This window comes from Streptoverticillium reticulum, from assembly GCF_047456005.1.
Taxonomy (GTDB): domain Bacteria; phylum Actinomycetota; class Actinomycetes; order Streptomycetales; family Streptomycetaceae; genus Streptomyces; species Streptomyces reticulum.
Genome location: NZ_CP179755.1, coordinates 7,531,347 through 7,547,159, shown reverse-complemented (window position 1 = coordinate 7,547,159; position 15,813 = coordinate 7,531,347). Strand labels below are relative to the sequence as shown.

At 71.6% G+C, this 15,813-nt stretch carries 15 protein-coding genes; 10 read left to right on the top strand and 5 right to left on the bottom strand.

The window, feature by feature from the left end:
- Nucleotides 1-5: 5 nt before the first annotated feature.
- From ACMATS_RS34335 to ACMATS_RS34320, 4 genes are all read right to left on the bottom strand, one after another.
- On the bottom strand, nucleotides 6-1,166 hold the full coding sequence (locus ACMATS_RS34335; RefSeq protein ID WP_390775488.1) for a cytochrome P450: 1,161 nt from the start codon (nucleotides 1,164-1,166) through the stop codon (nucleotides 6-8).
- A gap of 137 nt (nucleotides 1,167-1,303) precedes the next feature.
- The gene (locus ACMATS_RS34330; protein WP_390775489.1) at nucleotides 1,304-1,975 is read right to left on the bottom strand and encodes a TenA family protein; all 672 of its coding nucleotides are present in this window, start codon (nucleotides 1,973-1,975) and stop codon (nucleotides 1,304-1,306) included.
- Nucleotides 1,976-1,999: 24 nt separating this feature from the next.
- Nucleotides 2,000-3,850 carry an asparagine synthase (glutamine-hydrolyzing) gene (gene asnB / locus ACMATS_RS34325; protein ID WP_414170161.1) on the bottom strand — a complete coding sequence of 617 codons (1,851 nt, stop codon included), beginning with the start codon at nucleotides 3,848-3,850 and terminating at the stop codon, nucleotides 2,000-2,002.
- Nucleotides 3,851-3,859: 9 nt separating this feature from the next.
- Nucleotides 3,860-5,032 carry a nucleotide disphospho-sugar-binding domain-containing protein gene (locus ACMATS_RS34320; RefSeq protein ID WP_414170160.1) on the bottom strand — a complete coding sequence of 391 codons (1,173 nt, stop codon included), beginning with the start codon at nucleotides 5,030-5,032 and terminating at the stop codon, nucleotides 3,860-3,862.
- A 142-nt stretch (nucleotides 5,033-5,174) separates the two neighbouring features.
- On the opposite strand from ACMATS_RS34320, the gene ACMATS_RS34315 reads away from it, so the two are divergent.
- From ACMATS_RS34315 to ACMATS_RS34275, 9 genes are all read left to right on the top strand, one after another.
- Entirely contained in the window at nucleotides 5,175-5,858 is a 684-nt protein-coding gene (locus ACMATS_RS34315) for an SDR family NAD(P)-dependent oxidoreductase (protein ID WP_390775492.1), read from the top strand.
- A 177-nt stretch (nucleotides 5,859-6,035) separates the two neighbouring features.
- Entirely contained in the window at nucleotides 6,036-7,934 is a 1,899-nt protein-coding gene (locus tag ACMATS_RS34310) for a BTAD domain-containing putative transcriptional regulator (RefSeq protein ID WP_414170159.1), read from the top strand.
- 96 nt (nucleotides 7,935-8,030) lie between these two features.
- Nucleotides 8,031-9,428, top strand: a complete 1,398-nt coding sequence (locus tag ACMATS_RS34305) for an NAD(P)/FAD-dependent oxidoreductase (RefSeq protein WP_391154702.1) — start codon at nucleotides 8,031-8,033, stop codon at nucleotides 9,426-9,428.
- A 33-nt stretch (nucleotides 9,429-9,461) separates the two neighbouring features.
- Nucleotides 9,462-10,199 carry an SDR family NAD(P)-dependent oxidoreductase gene (locus tag ACMATS_RS34300; protein ID WP_414170158.1) on the top strand — a complete coding sequence of 246 codons (738 nt, stop codon included), beginning with the start codon at nucleotides 9,462-9,464 and terminating at the stop codon, nucleotides 10,197-10,199.
- A complete protein-coding gene (locus tag ACMATS_RS34295) occupies nucleotides 10,199-10,579 on the top strand; it encodes a SchA/CurD-like domain-containing protein (protein ID WP_414170157.1) in 381 nt (126 codons plus the stop codon). The genes ACMATS_RS34300 and ACMATS_RS34295 overlap by 1 nt, the downstream gene beginning before the upstream one ends.
- Nucleotides 10,580-10,583: 4 nt before the next feature.
- Nucleotides 10,584-11,447, top strand: a complete 864-nt coding sequence (locus tag ACMATS_RS34290) for an NAD(P)-dependent oxidoreductase (RefSeq protein ID WP_414170156.1) — start codon at nucleotides 10,584-10,586, stop codon at nucleotides 11,445-11,447.
- Nucleotides 11,448-11,464: 17 nt separating this feature from the next.
- On the top strand, nucleotides 11,465-12,469 hold the full coding sequence (locus ACMATS_RS34285) for a methyltransferase (RefSeq protein WP_414170155.1): 1,005 nt from the start codon (nucleotides 11,465-11,467) through the stop codon (nucleotides 12,467-12,469).
- An 18-nt stretch (nucleotides 12,470-12,487) separates the two neighbouring features.
- Nucleotides 12,488-13,333, top strand: a complete 846-nt coding sequence (locus ACMATS_RS34280; protein ID WP_414170154.1) for an LLM class flavin-dependent oxidoreductase — start codon at nucleotides 12,488-12,490, stop codon at nucleotides 13,331-13,333.
- Complete coding sequence (locus tag ACMATS_RS34275; RefSeq protein WP_390776146.1) at nucleotides 13,333-13,782, top strand: DUF1772 domain-containing protein; 450 nt, start codon at nucleotides 13,333-13,335, stop codon at nucleotides 13,780-13,782. Before ACMATS_RS34280 ends, ACMATS_RS34275 begins: the two co-directional genes overlap by 1 nt.
- Before the next feature lie 52 nt (nucleotides 13,783-13,834).
- On the opposite strand, the gene ACMATS_RS34270 is transcribed toward ACMATS_RS34275, so the two are convergent.
- Entirely contained in the window at nucleotides 13,835-15,016 is a 1,182-nt protein-coding gene (locus ACMATS_RS34270; protein WP_414170153.1) for a class I SAM-dependent methyltransferase, read from the bottom strand.
- Between the two features lie 128 nt (nucleotides 15,017-15,144).
- Here ACMATS_RS34270 and ACMATS_RS34265 point away from each other — a divergent pair, with 128 nt between their 5' ends.
- Nucleotides 15,145-15,810 carry a PadR family transcriptional regulator gene (locus ACMATS_RS34265; protein ID WP_390775501.1) on the top strand — a complete coding sequence of 222 codons (666 nt, stop codon included), beginning with the start codon at nucleotides 15,145-15,147 and terminating at the stop codon, nucleotides 15,808-15,810.
- Nucleotides 15,811-15,813: the final 3 nt, after the last annotated feature.

Here is a 15,813-nt window from a genome sequence, read left to right as displayed (position 1 = left end):
GCCGCTCACCAGGTGACCGGGATCTCGGTGAAGCCCTCGGTGAAGCCGCCGAGCCCGCGCGGCAACTCGTCGCCGGGGAGCGCGAGTTCGATCTCGGGCAGGCGCTTGAGCAGCGTCTCCATCGCCACCTGCAGTTCCATGCGGGCCAGTGCGGCGCCCGCGCAGTAGTGCAGGCCCGCGCCGAAGGTCATGTGGTGGTTGTCCCGGCGCCGGATGTCCAGCTTGAAGGGGTCGTCGAAGACGTCCCCGTCCATGTTGGCCGACTCCTCCGACAGCAGCACGCTGGTGCCCTTCTTGATCACCGTGCCGTCCGAGAGGTCGATGTCGGCCACGGCGTACCGCAGCGTGCCGATCGACGAGCCCATGATCTGGGTGCGCAGCAGCTCCTCGACCGCCGAGGGGACGAGCGACCAGTCCGCCTGGATCTCCTTGACCAGGTCCCTGCGGTGCAGCAGCACCGCCGTGCTCGCGCCCAGCTGGCTGGCGGTCGTGACGTAGCCGGCGATGAGCAGACCCTGGGTCCAGAAGCGCAGTTCGTGCTCGGAGAGCCGGTTGTCGTCCTCGTCGCGCACCCGGATCAGCTCGCTGACCAGGTCGTTGCCCGGCGCCTCGCGCTTGGAGTCGACCAGGTCGCCGAGGTAGTTCCACAGGCCCTCGCGGCAGCGGGCGACCTCCTCCGGCGGCAGTTTGGTGACCGACAGGAAGCCGTCGACGAGGTAGCGGAACTTGGTCCTGTCCTCGGTCGGCACACCGAGCAGCCGGCAGATCACCCGGATCGGGAGGGGGAACGCGAACGCCTCGTTGAAGTCGGTCGGCCGGGGACCGGCCTCCATCTTGTCCAGCAGGTCGTTGCAGATCGCGCGGGCCACCGGGCGCAGCGCCTCCACCCTGCGGGCGGTGAACGCCCTGGTGACCAGGCCGCGCACCCGGATGTGGTCCGGCGGGTCGGGGTTGATCTCGGGGTCGGCGAACAGTTCGTTGTCCGCCGATATCCGGGCCACGTCCGGGCGCTGGCGGCGCGAGATGTTACGGCTGAGCCGGTGGTCGGCGAAGAGTGCGCGCACGTCCTTGTAGCGGGTCACCATGAGCGCCGTGTCGCCGCTGGGCAGGGTGACCTGCACTGCCGCCTTCTCCCGCAGCCCGCGCAGCGCCTCGGGAATCTCCATCGGTGGTGTCCACGGAAACGGGTAGGGGATCGGCGATTGTGCGTTCATCCGGTCTGCACCTCTCGTTCTGTCCGGTGTGTCGCTGTCCGGTGTGTCGCTGTCCTGTCTCGCGCTGTCCTGTGTGCCGGAGGATTCCTTCAGATCGGCCATGTCCGTCTCAGCCACGAGGCCTCGGCGAACGCCCACTCGTAGCGGATGCCGGTCGTGAACGTCTCGACCAGCAGCCGCCGTTCGGACTCGGAGCAGCGCCCGCCGATCTCGTCCGCGGTGGCGAGGAACTTCCGCACGACGTGCCGGTAGCCCTCCGCAGGCCGGTAGATCCGGATCCACGGCTCGTAACGGGAGCCTGGTGTGCAGTGCTCGGCCAGGTTGTCGGAGACGTTGAGGTTGAACCACGCCATCGGCAGCACGGCACCCATGCCCGCTGCCGGTGAGGTCGCCGCCGCCGCGGTGAAGAAGGCGCAGTGGGCGTGGGTGGCGGGGCCGGCGGGGGTCTGTTCGGCGGGCCAGTCGATCCCGAGTGCGGCTGCCGTCCCGGCGGACGCCTCGCGCAGCCGGTCCCTCGCCTCCAGGGTGCCGAGGGCTCCCCGCGCGAAGAAGGCGGCGTGGGCGTCGTCCGGGGCCTGTGCCGCGCAGCGGGCCAGTGCCCGCCCGTAGGCCGGCAGCAGATGGCCGGTGTCCTGCTGCAGGAAGTACACCAGCGACTCGGGGGGCAGTGTGCCGTCCCGCAGGCCCGACCAGAAGGGGTGGTCGACGACCCGGCGCAGCACCGGGTCGGCGATCTCCAGCAGTTGTTCGTGCAGCAGCATGTGTCCTCCTTCCTCAGGGGTTCCTCAGATCTCCAGCCGCACCCGGTAATGGCGGAGCCATGCGTCCAGTTGCAGCACCATCTCGACGTTGCGGCGCTCGCCCCAGCCGGTCGTGCGGACCGGGCGGCCGGCGGCGAGCAGTTCGCGGGCCGCCGGCATGTCGACCAGGGGGCGCACGGGGCTGCCCGGGTCCGCGAGGACGGCGTCCAGCCGGTCCCGCAGCACCTCTCCGTAGCGGGGGTCCTGGGTGATGGGAAAGGGGCTCTTCTTGCGCCGCAGGACCGATTCCGGCAGCAGGCCGGTCATGGCCTGGCGCAGCGGGCTCTTGTCCCGGCCCCCGTGGTTCTTCAGCTCCCAGGGGATGTTGAAGACGTACTCGACCAGCCGGTGGTCGCAGTACGGAGCGCGGATCTCCAGCCCGACCGCCATGCCGAGATGGTCGTTGCGGTTGAGCAGCATGGGCAGCCAGCGGGTCATGTGCAGGTAGCCGACCTTCCGCAGGAGCGCGTCCCGGGCGGACTCGCCCTCCAGTGCGGGGACTTCGGCGACCGCCTCGGAGTAGCGGCCGGCCGCGTAACCGGGCACGTCCAGCTTCTCCAGCAGCGACGGATCGAGCAGTCCGGTGGACATGCCGTGCGGCGCGACCGAAAAACCCATCGTCACCCAGGGGAAGTTGCCGCTGTCGAGCAGCTCGCGGTCGTGGAAGGACCGGTAGCCGCCGAACAGTTCGTCGGCGATCTCGCCCATCAGGGCCACCGTCGAGTTCCTCCGCACCGCGCGCAGCAGCAGATAGAGCGACCGGTCCATGTCGGGGGTGGGCCGCGGCAGGTCCTGTGCCCGCAGCGCGGCGGTGGCGGTGACCGTGTCGGCGAGGTCGGCCGTGCGGAGGACCAGCACCTCGTGGTCGGCACCGATGTGCCGTGCGACCTCGGCCGCGTACGGGTTGTCCGGATCCTCGTGCCAGTGGTCCTTCTGGAACCGCTCGCTGTGGCCCTCGAAGTCCACCGCGAAGGTGCGCGGCGGCGGGCCGTCCGGCCGGGCCCGCGCGGCCAGGGCGGCGATGGCGCTGGAGTCCACCCCGCCGGAGAGCAGGGTGCACAGCGGAACGTCGGAGACGAGGTGTGCGGACACCGACTCGGCCAGCAGCTCGCGGACCGTTGCGACGGTCGTCTCCCAGTCGTCGGTGTGCTCACGGCCCGGCAGGGCCCAGTAGCAGCGTTCGCGGAGGGAGCCGTCGCGCACCGTCAGGACGTGGCCCGGCCGCACGGAACGGATGCCGCGGTAGATCGCGTGGCCCGGCGTGGCGATGTAGGCGAGCAGTTCGGCGAGTCCTTCGCCGTCCACCACGGCGTCCACCAGGGGATGCGCCAGCAGGGCCTTGACCTCGGAGCCGAACACCACGCCGCGGTCGGTGGGGGCGTAGTAGAGGGGTTTCATGCCGAGCCGGTCGCGCGCGAGCATCAGCTGCTGCGTGCGCGGGTCCCAGACGCCGAAGGCGAACATGCCGTCCAGCCGGTCGACGCAGTGCTCGCCCCACTCCAGGTAGGCGCGCAGCACCACTTCGGAGTCACTCCCGGTGCGGAACCGGTGTCCTCTGCCGGTCAGTTCCTCGCGCAGCCGCCGGTAGTTGTAGACCTCGCCGTTGTAGACGAGGACGGCCAGGACGCGCCCGTTCTCCTCGGCGACCATGGGCTGTGCTCCCCCGGCCGGGTCGATGACGGCGAGCCGGCGGAAGGCCAGCGCGGCGCGCCGGTCGGTCCATACGGCCTCGCCGTCGGGTCCGCGGTTGGCCAGGGTGCCGGCCATGACGCGGACGGTGTGGGCCTGGTCGCTCAGGTCGCGCTCGAAGTCGATCCATCCTGCAACGCCGCACATGCCGTTCCCTCACCCCTCGTGACGGGTCCGCACCGGGACGGACGCCAGGACCCGCAGGTCGTCCGCGAGCGCGGCCGGTGACGGCTGCGCGAGCATCTCCGCACGCAGCAGTCGGGCCGCTGCCCGTCGTTTCCCGTCGTCCAGCAGTTGTCCGGTCCGTTCGCGCAGCCGGGCCGGCGTCGCCTCGTCGGCCGTCAGCACGTCGCCCGCGCCCGCCGCGAACACCTGGGCGGAGTGCCCTGCGTGGTCCGGGAGTTGGGGCACCAGGAGCAGGGGAATGCCATGGGCCAGCGAGGTGAGGATCGTGCCGGCCCCGCCGTGTCCGATGACCAGGTCGCATCCCGGCAGTACCCGGTGCAGCGGCGCGTCGACGAGCACGTGCACGCCGTCCGGTACCGCACCGAGCAGTTCGCGCTGTGGCGCGGAGACCGCGGCGACGACCTCGGCATCCGTCCCGGCGAGAGCGTCGACGACCGCAGGGAGGAGGAAGCGCTTCGGGTCGAGCCGGGCGAGCGTGTGCCCCCAGGTGACGCAGACTCGTGGCCGCCCGGACGGCGGCGGCACAGCGGGCGGGTGTCCCGGTCCGTTGAACGGTACGTACTGCACGGGAAGGCGCCAGGGCGCGGAACCCGGCTGCATGCTCTGCGGTACCGGATCGATCGTGACGGTGCCGAAGGGGTCGACGTCGCCGACCCCGTTGCGCTCGGCGAGCGGTGCGAGCAGGTCCGGCAGCACGGCGCGGGCCCGCAGCAGCAGGTCGGTGCCGTAGAGGTGCCGCACGGCGGGCACGCCGGCGGCCGCGGCGGCGATCGGGCCGGCCCATGTCGTCGGCTCGTGGACGACGATGTCGGGCTGCCAGGTCCTGGCGACCCGGACCAGGTCGTCGGTCATGGAGTCTGCGTGCGCCAGGAACATCTCCGCGGCGCGCGGGCCGGCGGTCCTGCCGGACGGGCGGGCGGCCGGGGACGCGGCGGTCGGCAGGAGGTAGCCGCGCACCATGCCCACCGTGTCGACGTCGCGGCCGACCTCGACCGCGTTCAGGCCGCAGCCGACGGTACGGGCGGTCAGCCCCGGCTGGCTCGCGACCAGTACCTCGTGGCCGGCGGCCCGGCACGCCCACGCCAACGGCACGAGCGCGTACAGGTGCGACGGCCACGACCAGGTTGTGAAGAGCACGCGCATCGGGCTCCGTCCTTCCCCTCGTCGACGGACATCGTGCGGGCCTCGACTCGTGGTGGACTCGAAGACGGCTCGGCACCATCCACCAGCCGCCTTCGAGTCGGCGTGCTTACGGTGGCGCGGTCCCGGCAACCGAGGAGGCACGTTGACGCAGCCCCGTACAGCACTGGTGACCGGCGCCAACCGCGGTCTGGGCAGGGCGACCGCCGAGCTGCTGCACGCCATGGGGCTGCGCACGGTCGTGGCTGCCCGCGATCCCGGTGAAGCCGCGGCGCTGGCAGCCGAGTTGGGGCGGCCTGCGGCCTGGACCGGGCTGGACACCACCGATGCGGACAGCGTCGGGGCGGCGCGCGACCGGATAGGCCCCGTCGACATCCTGGTGAACAACGCCGGGGTGCTGCTGGATGCGGGCAACAACCCCCTGACGGCGCCGATGGATTCGGCGCTGCGGACGCTGGAGGTGAACGTGCTCGGCACGTGGCGGCTGTCGCAGGCGTTCGTCCCGGCCATGATGGAGCGCGGGTGGGGCCGGGTGGTGATGGTCTCCAGCGGCACCGGCACCTTCAGCCACGGCCTGTTCACGGGCGCGCCGGCCTACTCCCTGTCGAAGACCGCCCTGAACGGGCTGACGACCCTGCTCGCGGCCCACACGAAGGGCACCGGCGTGCTGGTGAACGCGGTCAACCCGGGGCCGGTGCGGACGAGGATGATGCCCCGCGCGGAGCGGACGCCCCGGGAGGCGGCGGAAGACATCGCAGGTGCCGCGACACTTCCGGATGACGGTCCGTCAGGCGTGTTGTTCAAGTGCGGGCGAATCAGCGGATGGTGAGTGAAGCCGAGTATTCATCGTCGTCAGAAGCGGGTACACACCAACTGTCGCAGAGGTATTCGAGAGTCCCTCTAGCATTCGTCGAGAGGCTCGGACTAGTCTCTGGGCGACTAATGCGAGGAGCCGGTTGTCTGCTGGTTCCAAACACCTCGCTTGGCGAAATGCTGGGGGCGATACATGCACGTCAGCGTTCTAGGAGCATTTGAGGTCACTCGCGGTGAAACGATACTCACACCATCGGCACCAAAACTCCGCCGAGTGTTCGCTCTGCTCGCCATGCATGCCAACCGGGTGGTCCGGGTCGACCAGATCATCGAGGAACTCTGGGAAGACCGTCCGCCCTACTCCGCGACGACAACTCTGCAGACCTACGTCTACCAATTACGCAAACTGCTCGGCCGCTCGGTACGGGCCCGCAACGTTCCCGTCGGACTCGACTCGTCGGTCTCGCTGTCCACCACACCGGGCGGCTATTCCCTCAGCCTGCCCCACGCGGCGGTCGACGCCCAGCAGTTCGAACTGCTCGTCGAGGAGGGCAATGCGAGGCTGGAGGCCGACGACCTCGAAGGCGCCTCCCGCATCCTGCACGACGCGCTCCGCCTGTGGCGGGGACCGGCGTTCAGCGCCATCAGCATGGGGCCGCTGCTCCAGGCCGAGGCGGTCCGGCTGGAGGAACTGCGCAAGATCGTCCTCGGCCACCGCATCGACATCGACTTCGACAGGGGACGGCACGCCGAGCTCGTCGGCGAACTGACCGCCCTGGTCGCCCAGGAGCCCACCCACGAGGGCTTCCAGGCCAAGCTGATGCTCGCCCTGTACCGCACGGGGCGGCGCTCCGAAGCCCTGCAGGTCTACCAGCGCGCCCGCGAGGCGCTCGACGCCGAGCTCGGCCTGGAGCCGACGGCCGAACTGCAGCGGCTGCACGGCGCGGTCCTCGACGCCGACCCCTCGCTGGACGCCCCGGTCATCGGGGCCGGCCTGGTGCGCGGGGGCAAGAAGGCCGAGCCGCCCAGCCAGTTGCCCCCCGACCTGCCGAGCATGGCCGGCCGCACGGAACCCCTCCGGGAGGTGCACTCGGCCCTGGAGGACACCCGGCGCTCCGCGCCCCCGGTCGTCCTCGTGGTGGGCGCGCCGGGATCGGGCAAGTCGGCCTTCGCGGTGCACGCCGCCCACCGGGCCGGGACCGACTACCCGGACGGCATCTTCTACGCCCGGCTGCTCACCGCGGACGGCGAGCCGGTACCGCCCGAGGACGTGCTCCTCGGCTTCCTCACCACCGTCGGCCTGCCACAGGACCGCACCGCGGCCTCGCAGGAGGCGCTCAGCAGGGCGTTCCGCAGCTGGACAGCGAGCAGGAGGGTGCTCGTGGTGCTGGACGACGCGGTCGACAGCGAGCAGCTGGAACCGCTGCTGCCGAGCGGGCCCGGCTGCGCCACCGTGGTCGTCGGCCGCAGACTGCTCTCGCACGGGGCCATATCCTCCCGGGTCGAACTGCCCCCGCTCGCCGCCGCCGACGCGGTCGGCATGCTCGGCGCCATGCTCGACCCGCACCGCGTGGCCGCCGAGAGCGAGGCGGCGCGGGAGCTGGCGGAGCTCTGCGAGGGACTGCCCGTCCCGCTGCGGGCGGCGGCGGACGTCCTGCACCTGCGGCCGCACTGGCGGATCGGCAGACTGGTGTCCCGGATGCGCGGTGACGTGGGGCGGCTGGCACAGCTGGCCACCAACCGGTCGAGCATCACCAGGAGCGTGGAACTGACCTGGCAGCTGCTGCCCGAGGAACAGCGCACGACCTTCCGGACCGTGGCCCGCGCGACGTCCGAACCGATCTCGCTGATGGACGCGGCCGCGCTCCTGGACATCGACGAGTCGCGGGCCGAGGCGCTGCTGGAGGACCTGGTCGAGTCCTACCTGGCCGAAGTGGTGGACGCCGGCACGCAGGACGCCTTCTGGTACCGCTTCCGGCCGCTGTTCCGGACCGTCGCCGCCGGGCTGGACAGCGGGACCGGCACCCCCGCCGCGTTACCCGTGCCGGGGCGCCGGTACGCCATGCCCATGCTGGCCGCGGCAGCGCTCTGACCGTTCCGAGCCCGTCTCGAGGCTGTTTCGACCCACGGCTGGAAGAGTCCCGTGGCCGACACCGGAGAACGTCCTCCCCGAGAAGTGGAGACTCGCATGCGCGGATCGACCCAGGTTCTCGTCATCGGCGGCGGCCCCGCCGGGTCCACGACCGCAGGACTGCTCGCCCGGCAGGGGTTCCAGGTGACCCTGCTCGAAAAAGACCGGTTCCCCCGGTACCACATCGGCGAGTCGATCCTCCCGTCCTGCCGGCCGATCCTCGAACTGCTGGGAGCGTGGGAGAAGGTGGCGGCGCACGGCTTCCAGCCCAAGGGAGGCGCCTACTTCTTCTGGGGCGGCGAGGAGTGGGAGGTGCGCTTCTCCGAGCTGGGCGAAGACGGCGCGAACGCCTGGCAGGTCGTGCGCTCCGAGTTCGACGCGCTGCTTCTCGGCCACGCCCGGGAACTGGGGGTCGACGTCCACGAGGCCACCTCCGTCAAGGAGTTGGAGTTCGACGGAGACCGGCCGGTCGCCGCGCACTGGGCCGGGGAGCACGGCCGGGGCCGGATCGCCTTCGACCACCTCGTCGACGCGTCGGGGCGCGGCGGCGTCATGGCCACCAGGTACCTGCGCAGCCGGCAGTTCCACGACGTCTTCCGCAACGTGGCGGCCTGGACCTACTGGAAGGGCACCAAGAAGCCGGCCAAGGGGCCGGACGGGGCCATCACGGTCGCCTCGGTCCCCGACGGCTGGTTCTGGGCGATCCCCCTGCACGACGGGACCCTCAGCGTGGGGCTGGTCACCGGCCGCGACGCCTTCAACTCCCGGCGCTCCGAACTGGGTGGCGTCGACGAGGTCTACCACAGGGCGCTCGCGCAGTGCCCGGCCGTGCGGGACCTGGTCGACGGCGCGGAGCAGGTCGGCGGCATCAAGGTCGAGCAGGACTATTCCTACGTCACGGAGCGCTTCGCGGGCCCCGGCTACCTGCTGGTCGGCGACGCGGCCTGCTTCCTCGACCCGTTGCTGTCCACCGGCGTCCATCTGGCCACCTACAGCGCCATGCTGGGCGCGGCCGCCATCGGCAGCGTGCTGCGGGGCGAGGTCGGCGAGCAGGAGGCCCGGGACTTCTACGGATCGGTGTACCGGCAGGCCTACGAGCGGCTGCTGGTGCTGGTCTCGGTGTTCTACGAGAGCTACCGGGGCAAGGACTACCACTTCTACAACGCCCAGCGGCTGTCGGTGGCCGACCGCGACAAGCTGAACCTCCAGGCGTCGTTCGACCGGATCATCACCGGCATCGCCGACCTCAAGGACGCGGAGGACGTCTACCGGCGGGTGCAGCAGCACCTCCACGGCGCCGAGAGCGGCGACCCGAACCCGCTGGCGAACCTGAACAAGCAGCACGAGATCAAGCGCGCGCCGGTCAGTCCGGACCGGGCCGTCGCCGGGCTCTATCTCACCTACGAGCCGCAGCTCGGCCTGCGCAGGACCCAGGACCCCGACGGCAGTCGTTGATCCGGCGCACCGGCGCCGGGGACAGGAGGAACGGTGGACCAAGGGCTGGCAGGGAAAAGGGTGTTGGTCACCGGAGGAACCCGGGGCATCGGGCGGGCGACCGTGCTCGCCTTCGCCCGCGCGGGAGCCTCGGTCGTGACCTGCCACCACCGTGCGGACGAGGCCGCAGAGGCACTCGCGCGGGATCTGAAGGACATCGGCGGCCCGCACCGGGTCGTCCGGGCCGACGTCACCGGCCGGCAGGGGGCCGACGAGCTCGTGCGCACCTGCGCCGAGCGGTTCGGCGGGCTGGACACGCTGGTCAACAACGTCGGCGTGGACGGCCCGGCCCCGCTCGAGGACGTCGACGAGGACGAGTGGCAGCGCGTGTTCGACCACAACGTCAAGGCCGGATACCTGGTCACCAGGGCGGCACTGGGGATACTGGCCGACGGGGCGTCCATCGTGAACGTCGGGTCGTCCGTCGCCCTGCGCGGCCGGGCGAACGGCGTGCACTACACCGCGTCCAAGGCTGCGCTCATCGGCTTCACCCGGGCGCTGTGCAAGGACCTCGGGCCGCGGGGCATCCGGGTCAACACGGTGGCCCCCGGCCTGACGGAGACCGTGCCCGGGGCGGGGCTCCCGCCCGCGGCGGTGGAACGCATCGTCGGCATGACCGCGCTCGGCCGGATCTGCCGGCCGGAGGACGTCGCGGGTGCCGTGCTGTTCCTGGCCGGTGACACGTCCCGCTACGTCACCGGAGTCACCCTCAACGTGGATGGAGGTATCTGATGCCGTACGCCGCGATCACCTACCGCGTCAAGCCGGGTCACGAGGACGAGATCGCGGAGATATTCCGCGATTTCCGGCGGGTCGACGACCCCGTCCTGCGTGCCGGGGACGGGCGCGAGGTCGGCAAGCTGCTCGGCACGGCCGTGTTCGTCAAGGACGACGTGATGGTCCGAATGATCCATTACGAGGGCGACTTCACCGCCATCGGCCGGCACATGAGCCGTCAGCGCGGAGTGCACGCCGTCGAGGAGAAGCTGGCGCCGCTGCTGGACGAGGAGCGCGACACCGCCACGCCCGAGGGCTTCGGCGCCTACTTCCGCAACGCCACGATGCGCTGTGTCTGCCAGCTCAGTGTCGAGACCCACCCGGCCGGGGGCTGACGCCGTGACGAAGCGACAGGTCGCCGTGGTCGGCCTCGGCGGCATGGGCGGCGGCATGGCCCGTGCCCTGCTGGCCGCGGGATGCGACGTGACGGTCTTCAACCGCTCGGCGGACAGGGCGCGTCCGCTCGCCGAGGCCGGCGCCCGCGTGGCGGGATCGGCGGCGGAGGCGGGCGCGGCGGCCGATGTCGTCGTGCTCAGCCTGGCCGACGAACCAGCGGTGGAACAGGTGCTGTTCGGCGAGATGATCGGGGCCATGCGCCCGGGCACGACGGTCGTGGACACCACGACCGTGTCGCCCTCCTACGCCCGCACCACCGCGACGCGTCTGACCGCCTCCGGGATCCATCGCGTCGAGGCCTGCGTCGTGGGCAACCCGGACATGGCCGCGGCGGGGCGTCTGCGGATCTTCACCTCCGGCCCCGGGCCGGCCGTCGACCGGGTGCAGGACGTGCTGACGGCGCTGGGGCAGGAGTCCCGCCACCTCGGCGCGGCCGGCAGGGCCAGTGCGCTGAAGCTGGCGTTCAATCTCATGCTCGGTGTGCAGACGGCGGCACTCGCCGAGGCCGCCGCGTTCGCCGAGGCCGCCGGAGTGGAGCGGGAGCTGCTCCTGGACGCGCTGCTGAACAGCGGGTGGCGCTCCCCCGTGCTGGGATTCCGCGCCGAGTTCATGCGCCGCCGCGTGTACGAGCCGGCCGGATTCCGCGCGGCGCTGATGCACAAGGATCTGGAACTGGCGCTGGAGCAGGCCGCCGCGAACGAGCTGCACCTGCCGCTGTGCGAGCGGGCAGCCGGCAGGTACGCGTCGGCCCTGGCCGCCGGGCACGGGGACGCGGACGCCGCCGTCGTCGTCGAGGTCGCGCCATGACGGGAGAGGAGGCGGCGATGACTACGGAGGCGAAGCCGTCGGACGCGTCGTCGGTGACCGGGCTCGGACTGGGCTTCGCCTCGTCCAAGATCCTGCTCACCGCACTCGAGTTGGGCCTGTTCACCCTGCTGGCCCGCGGACCGCGCACTCGGCAGCAGCTGTGCACGGAACTCGGCCTGCAGGGCAGAGGGTCGACGGAGTTCCTCACCGCGCTGGTCGCCATGGGCCTGCTCGAACGCGACGGCGAGCAGTATCTCGACTCCGGGACGGCCGCGCGGCTGCTGGTGCGGGGTCCCGGCTACGCGGGCGGCTTCCTGGAGGGCGCCAACGCCGTCCTCTATCCGGCGTGGGGCGGCCTGTCCGACGCGCTGCGCACCGGGATGCCGCAGAACTCGGGGGACTTCGAGCAGATGCTCACGGATCCCGGACGTCAGCGCATGTACCTGGCGATGATGGACGCGCTCAGCGGTCCGCTGGCACCGGACCTGGCCGCGGCGCTCGACTGGCGCACCCACTCCGTCGTCACCGACGTGGGAGGGGCACGGGGCAACATGGTGTCGTTGCTGCTGCGCGAGCACGGCCACCTGTCCGGCGTGGTGTTCGACCGCCCGCAGAACGCGGGGGCGTGCGCGGAGCACAGCGCGTCGCTCGGGGTCGGTGAGCGCGTCACCTTCACCGGGGGCGACTTCTTCACGGACGAACTGCCCGCCACGGACGTGATGATCATCGGTCACGTACTGGCCGACTTCGCCCCCGCCGAGCGGGAGTTGCTGGTGCACAAGGCGTTCCGGGCCGTCCGCCCAGGCGGGGCCCTGCTGGTCTACGACCCCATGCCGGACCCGGACAGCCCCGATCTCGACGCCGCCGTCGCCGGCATGCACCTGGTGGTGATGTCGCCGGGCGGCGGGGGCTACCCGCCCGCAGACTGCGCGCAGTGGATGCGGGACGCGGGCTTCGCGTCCGTGTCCGTCCGCGGGCTCGGCCTGGGCAACACCCTGGCGATCGGAACCAAGTCCCGCTGACGACGGAGGAGTTCGACCGTGGAGATCTCGGTGGGGCTGCCCACGACCGTACCGGGCGTGAACGGGCCGGCGCTCGTCGAGTTCGCCCGGCGGGCCGACCGGCTCGGCTTCGCGGGCCTCGGTGCGGTCGACCGGCTGGTGTACGACAACTACGAGTCGCTGGTGGCCCTGGCCGCCGCCGCTGCCGTCACCGAGCGGATCCGCCTGGCGACCACCGTGCTGCTGGCGGGCTACCGGGGCAGCCCGGCCCTGCTCGCCAAGCAGCTGGCCACCCTCGACCATCTCTCCGGAGGGCGGCTGGTCGTCGGGCTGGCCGCGGGTGACCGGGAGGACGACTTCGCCGCGGCCGGGGCGCCGTTCCGCAGCCGGGGCCGCCTGCTGGACGCCGCCGTCGAGGAGATGCGCGCGGCCTGGGCGGCGGGGTCCGTCGGCCCCCGGCCGCCCCGGGGCCTGCCGCCGCTGCTGTTCGGCGGTCATTCCGCCGCGGCGATGCGGCGTGCCGCCCGGCTGGGCGAGGGCTGGATCGCCGGCGGCGGTTCCGCGACCGGATACGCCGAACTCGTGGCGCGGGCCCGCGCGGTCTGGGACGAGCACGGCCGCACCGGGCGGCTGCGGGTGGTCTCGCTCTGCTACGTCTCGCTCGGCCCCGGCGGTGCCGCGGCGGCGGGTGACTATCTGCGCCGGTACTACTCCTGGATCGGCCCCAAGGCGGAACAGCTCGCGTCGCGGGTCGTCGCCGACGGCGGCCGGCTGCGCGAGGTGGTGGCCGGTTACGCCGAGGCGGGCTGCGACGAGCTGCTGCTCTTCCCCTGTGTCGCCGATCCCTGCCAGGCCGATCTGATCGCCGGGGCGGTGATGAGGTGATGGAGCGAACCCTGGCCGTCCTGGTGGTGGTGAGCAGCGGGGTGGTGGCGGGCGTGCTGTTCGCGGTGGCGCTGAGTGTGCTGCCCGCGCTGTCCGCGATGCCCGCCGACCGCTACGTGTACGCGCACCAGCTCCTCGGGCGCAACTGGGATCCCACGATGCCCCTGGTCGTGCTCGGTTCGACCGTCGCGGACGTGGTGCTGGCGGTGGCGGCGCCGGGCTCCTCCCGCGTACCGTTCACCGCGGGCGCGGTGCTGCTGCTCGCCGTCTCCGTCGTCTCGCACTTCTGCAACGTGCCGATCAACCGCCGGGTCAAGGCCGTCGACCCGGCGGACATCCCGCACGACTGGCAGGACCCCCGCCCGCTGTGGCGACGCTGGCACCTGCTCCGGACCGTCCTGGCGGTCCTCGGCGCCGCGGCCAACGCACTGGCACTGGCGCTGTACTGACGCGCCGCCGGAGGGCCGGCCCCCGCCACCGGGCGGTGGTGGGGGCCGGTTTCTAGCGAGGGTTGATCTCGTCGGAGGAGCGGGGGATCCACGCCGGGATGCGCCCTTCGGCGTTCACGCCTTTCTGGATGAACGCGATGTTGTGGTAGACGTGCAGGCCGACGGTGTTGCGGGCCACATGGTCCGGGTCGGCGCCGTCGCGCTCCTCGTGGTGGATGCGGTCGATGATGCCCTTGAGGAGACCGAGCGAGGTCCCGGGGTTGTCGAGGTTCTCGTCGTCCCCGCCGAATCCCGGGCAGTACGCGGTCCACAGGTCCTCGACGACGTAGAAGCCGCCGGACCTCAGGTGCGGGAAGAGCGCGTCGAAGGTGGCGAGCACGTGCTCGTTGACATGGCTGCCGTCGTCGATGATGACGTCGAACGGACCGTGCTGTTCGGCGATCGAGGCGAGGAAGGCGCGGTCGCTCTGGTCCCCGCGGACCGTGCGCAGGCGCGCGGCGTCGAGACCGTGCTTCTCGACGATGTCGACGCCGAGGACCAGGCCGCGGGGGAAGTAGCGCTTCCACATCTGCAGTGACTCCCCGCCCGAGTCCGCCTCGGCGTAGCCGCCGATGCCGATCTCCAGCACGCGCACGGGCTCGTTGCGCAGGTCTCTGAGATGCCGGTCGTAGTGCGGGGTGAACCAGTGGATCACGCTCCACTTGTCCGAACCGTAGCGTACGGCCAGCTCGTTCAGGCTGGGGCGGCGGTGCGAGAGTCCTCCGAGGACGGAGTCGACGGCGCGCTGAACGGATCCCATCAGCTCGTGGTCCGAGATGCCGTAGGCGGCCGTCAGGCGGGGCCATGCGGCAAGCAGCAGTTCGCTGCGGTGCACGCCGGCGGACCGTTCCCGGGGCACCCCGTACACCAGGGTGACCAGCTCGGCCAGGTCGAACTCCAGGCGCACGCAGGCGTCTTCCGGTGCCTCCTCCGACGAGGTCACCGGCTCGCCGTCGGCGAGGCGGAGCACGTGGACGGCCTTCTCGGTGCCGTGCACCAGGTCGATCCGGACGGGTACGGCATGCCTGTTGCGCGGCGGTTCGCAGCGGAAGACCAGCTCGTCGATCACGATCGAGCCGGTGCGGGCGACGCCGAGTTCCTTGATCGCCCCGGTGACGCCGTGGCTGCCGGCGGCCGTGATCAGTCGCTCGATGTGCTCCGTGGTGATGTCGGTCTGCACCGCTTCCCCTCCCATCGTTCGGCATCCTGCCGGCCCACGGTGCCCCCCGCCGCTGGGACCGTGCTCGAAACGGCGTCCACCCTCGTCGCGGTCCCGCTCCCGGGGCTTTGCATAGATGCTCGGCAACTAGTAATGTGGCGACTATGGAAAGCGCCAATCGTCGGTCAACACTGGCCCTGGCCGTTCTCTCCCTGCTCGGCGAAGCCGAACAGAACGGTGAGAGCGCGATGCACCCCTACCGCATGCAGCAGCTGATCAAGGCACGCGGGAAGGACCAGGTGGTCAACGTCGGACAGCGGGCCAGCCTGTACCGGACGATCGACCGGCTGCGCAAAGCCGGCCTGATCGTGGTGCACGAGGTCTCCCGCGAGGGCGCCCGGCCGGAGCGGACGACCTACTCGCTGACCCCGCGGGGCCGTGCCACATGGCGGGAGTGGATGCTCGACGCCCTGGCGACGCCCACGAGGGAGTACCCGGCCTTCCCGGCGGCGATCGCGTTCATCCCCATGCTCCCGCCACAGGAGGTGCTCCGGCAGCTCGAGCGGCGCCACGAGCTGCTCGGCGCGGAACTCGCGGGGATCGAGGCGGAGTTGAGCGCCGACGGCGTACCCAGGCTGTTCATGCTGGAGATGGAGTTCCTCAGGGCGACGACCGGCGCCGAGCTGGCGTGGGTCACGTCGGTGATCGAGGACCTGCGGACCGGCGTGATCGCCTGGAGCGAGGACCAGTTGCGGGCGCTCGCCACGCAGGTGAACGACGGCCGGGAACCGGCCGGACAGCACGGCACACTTTCACATATCGGGGAGTAGCAC

Bases quoted from the DNA above. Each gene is read 5' to 3' on its own strand.
- ACMATS_RS34335 (WP_390775488.1), bottom strand. From the start codon at position 1,166: ATGGAGATTCCCGAGGCGCTGCGCGGGCTGCGGGAGAAGGCGGCAGTG.
- ACMATS_RS34330 (WP_390775489.1), bottom strand. From the start codon at position 1,975: ATGCTGCTGCACGAACAACTGCTGGAGATCGCCGACCCGGTGCTGCGC.
- asnB (WP_414170161.1), bottom strand. From the start codon at position 3,850: ATGTGCGGCGTTGCAGGATGGATCGACTTCGAGCGCGACCTGAGCGAC.
- ACMATS_RS34320 (WP_414170160.1), bottom strand. From the start codon at position 5,032: ATGCGCGTGCTCTTCACAACCTGGTCGTGGCCGTCGCACCTGTACGCG.
- ACMATS_RS34310 (WP_414170159.1), top strand. From the start codon at position 6,036: ATGCACGTCAGCGTTCTAGGAGCATTTGAGGTCACTCGCGGTGAAACG.
- ACMATS_RS34305 (WP_391154702.1), top strand. From the start codon at position 8,031: ATGCGCGGATCGACCCAGGTTCTCGTCATCGGCGGCGGCCCCGCCGGG.
- ACMATS_RS34295 (WP_414170157.1), top strand. From the start codon at position 10,199: ATGCCGTACGCCGCGATCACCTACCGCGTCAAGCCGGGTCACGAGGAC.
- ACMATS_RS34285 (WP_414170155.1), top strand. From the start codon at position 11,465: ATGACTACGGAGGCGAAGCCGTCGGACGCGTCGTCGGTGACCGGGCTC.
- ACMATS_RS34275 (WP_390776146.1), top strand. From the start codon at position 13,333: ATGGAGCGAACCCTGGCCGTCCTGGTGGTGGTGAGCAGCGGGGTGGTG.
- ACMATS_RS34270 (WP_414170153.1), bottom strand. From the start codon at position 15,016: ATGGGAGGGGAAGCGGTGCAGACCGACATCACCACGGAGCACATCGAG.
- ACMATS_RS34265 (WP_390775501.1), top strand. From the start codon at position 15,145: ATGGAAAGCGCCAATCGTCGGTCAACACTGGCCCTGGCCGTTCTCTCC.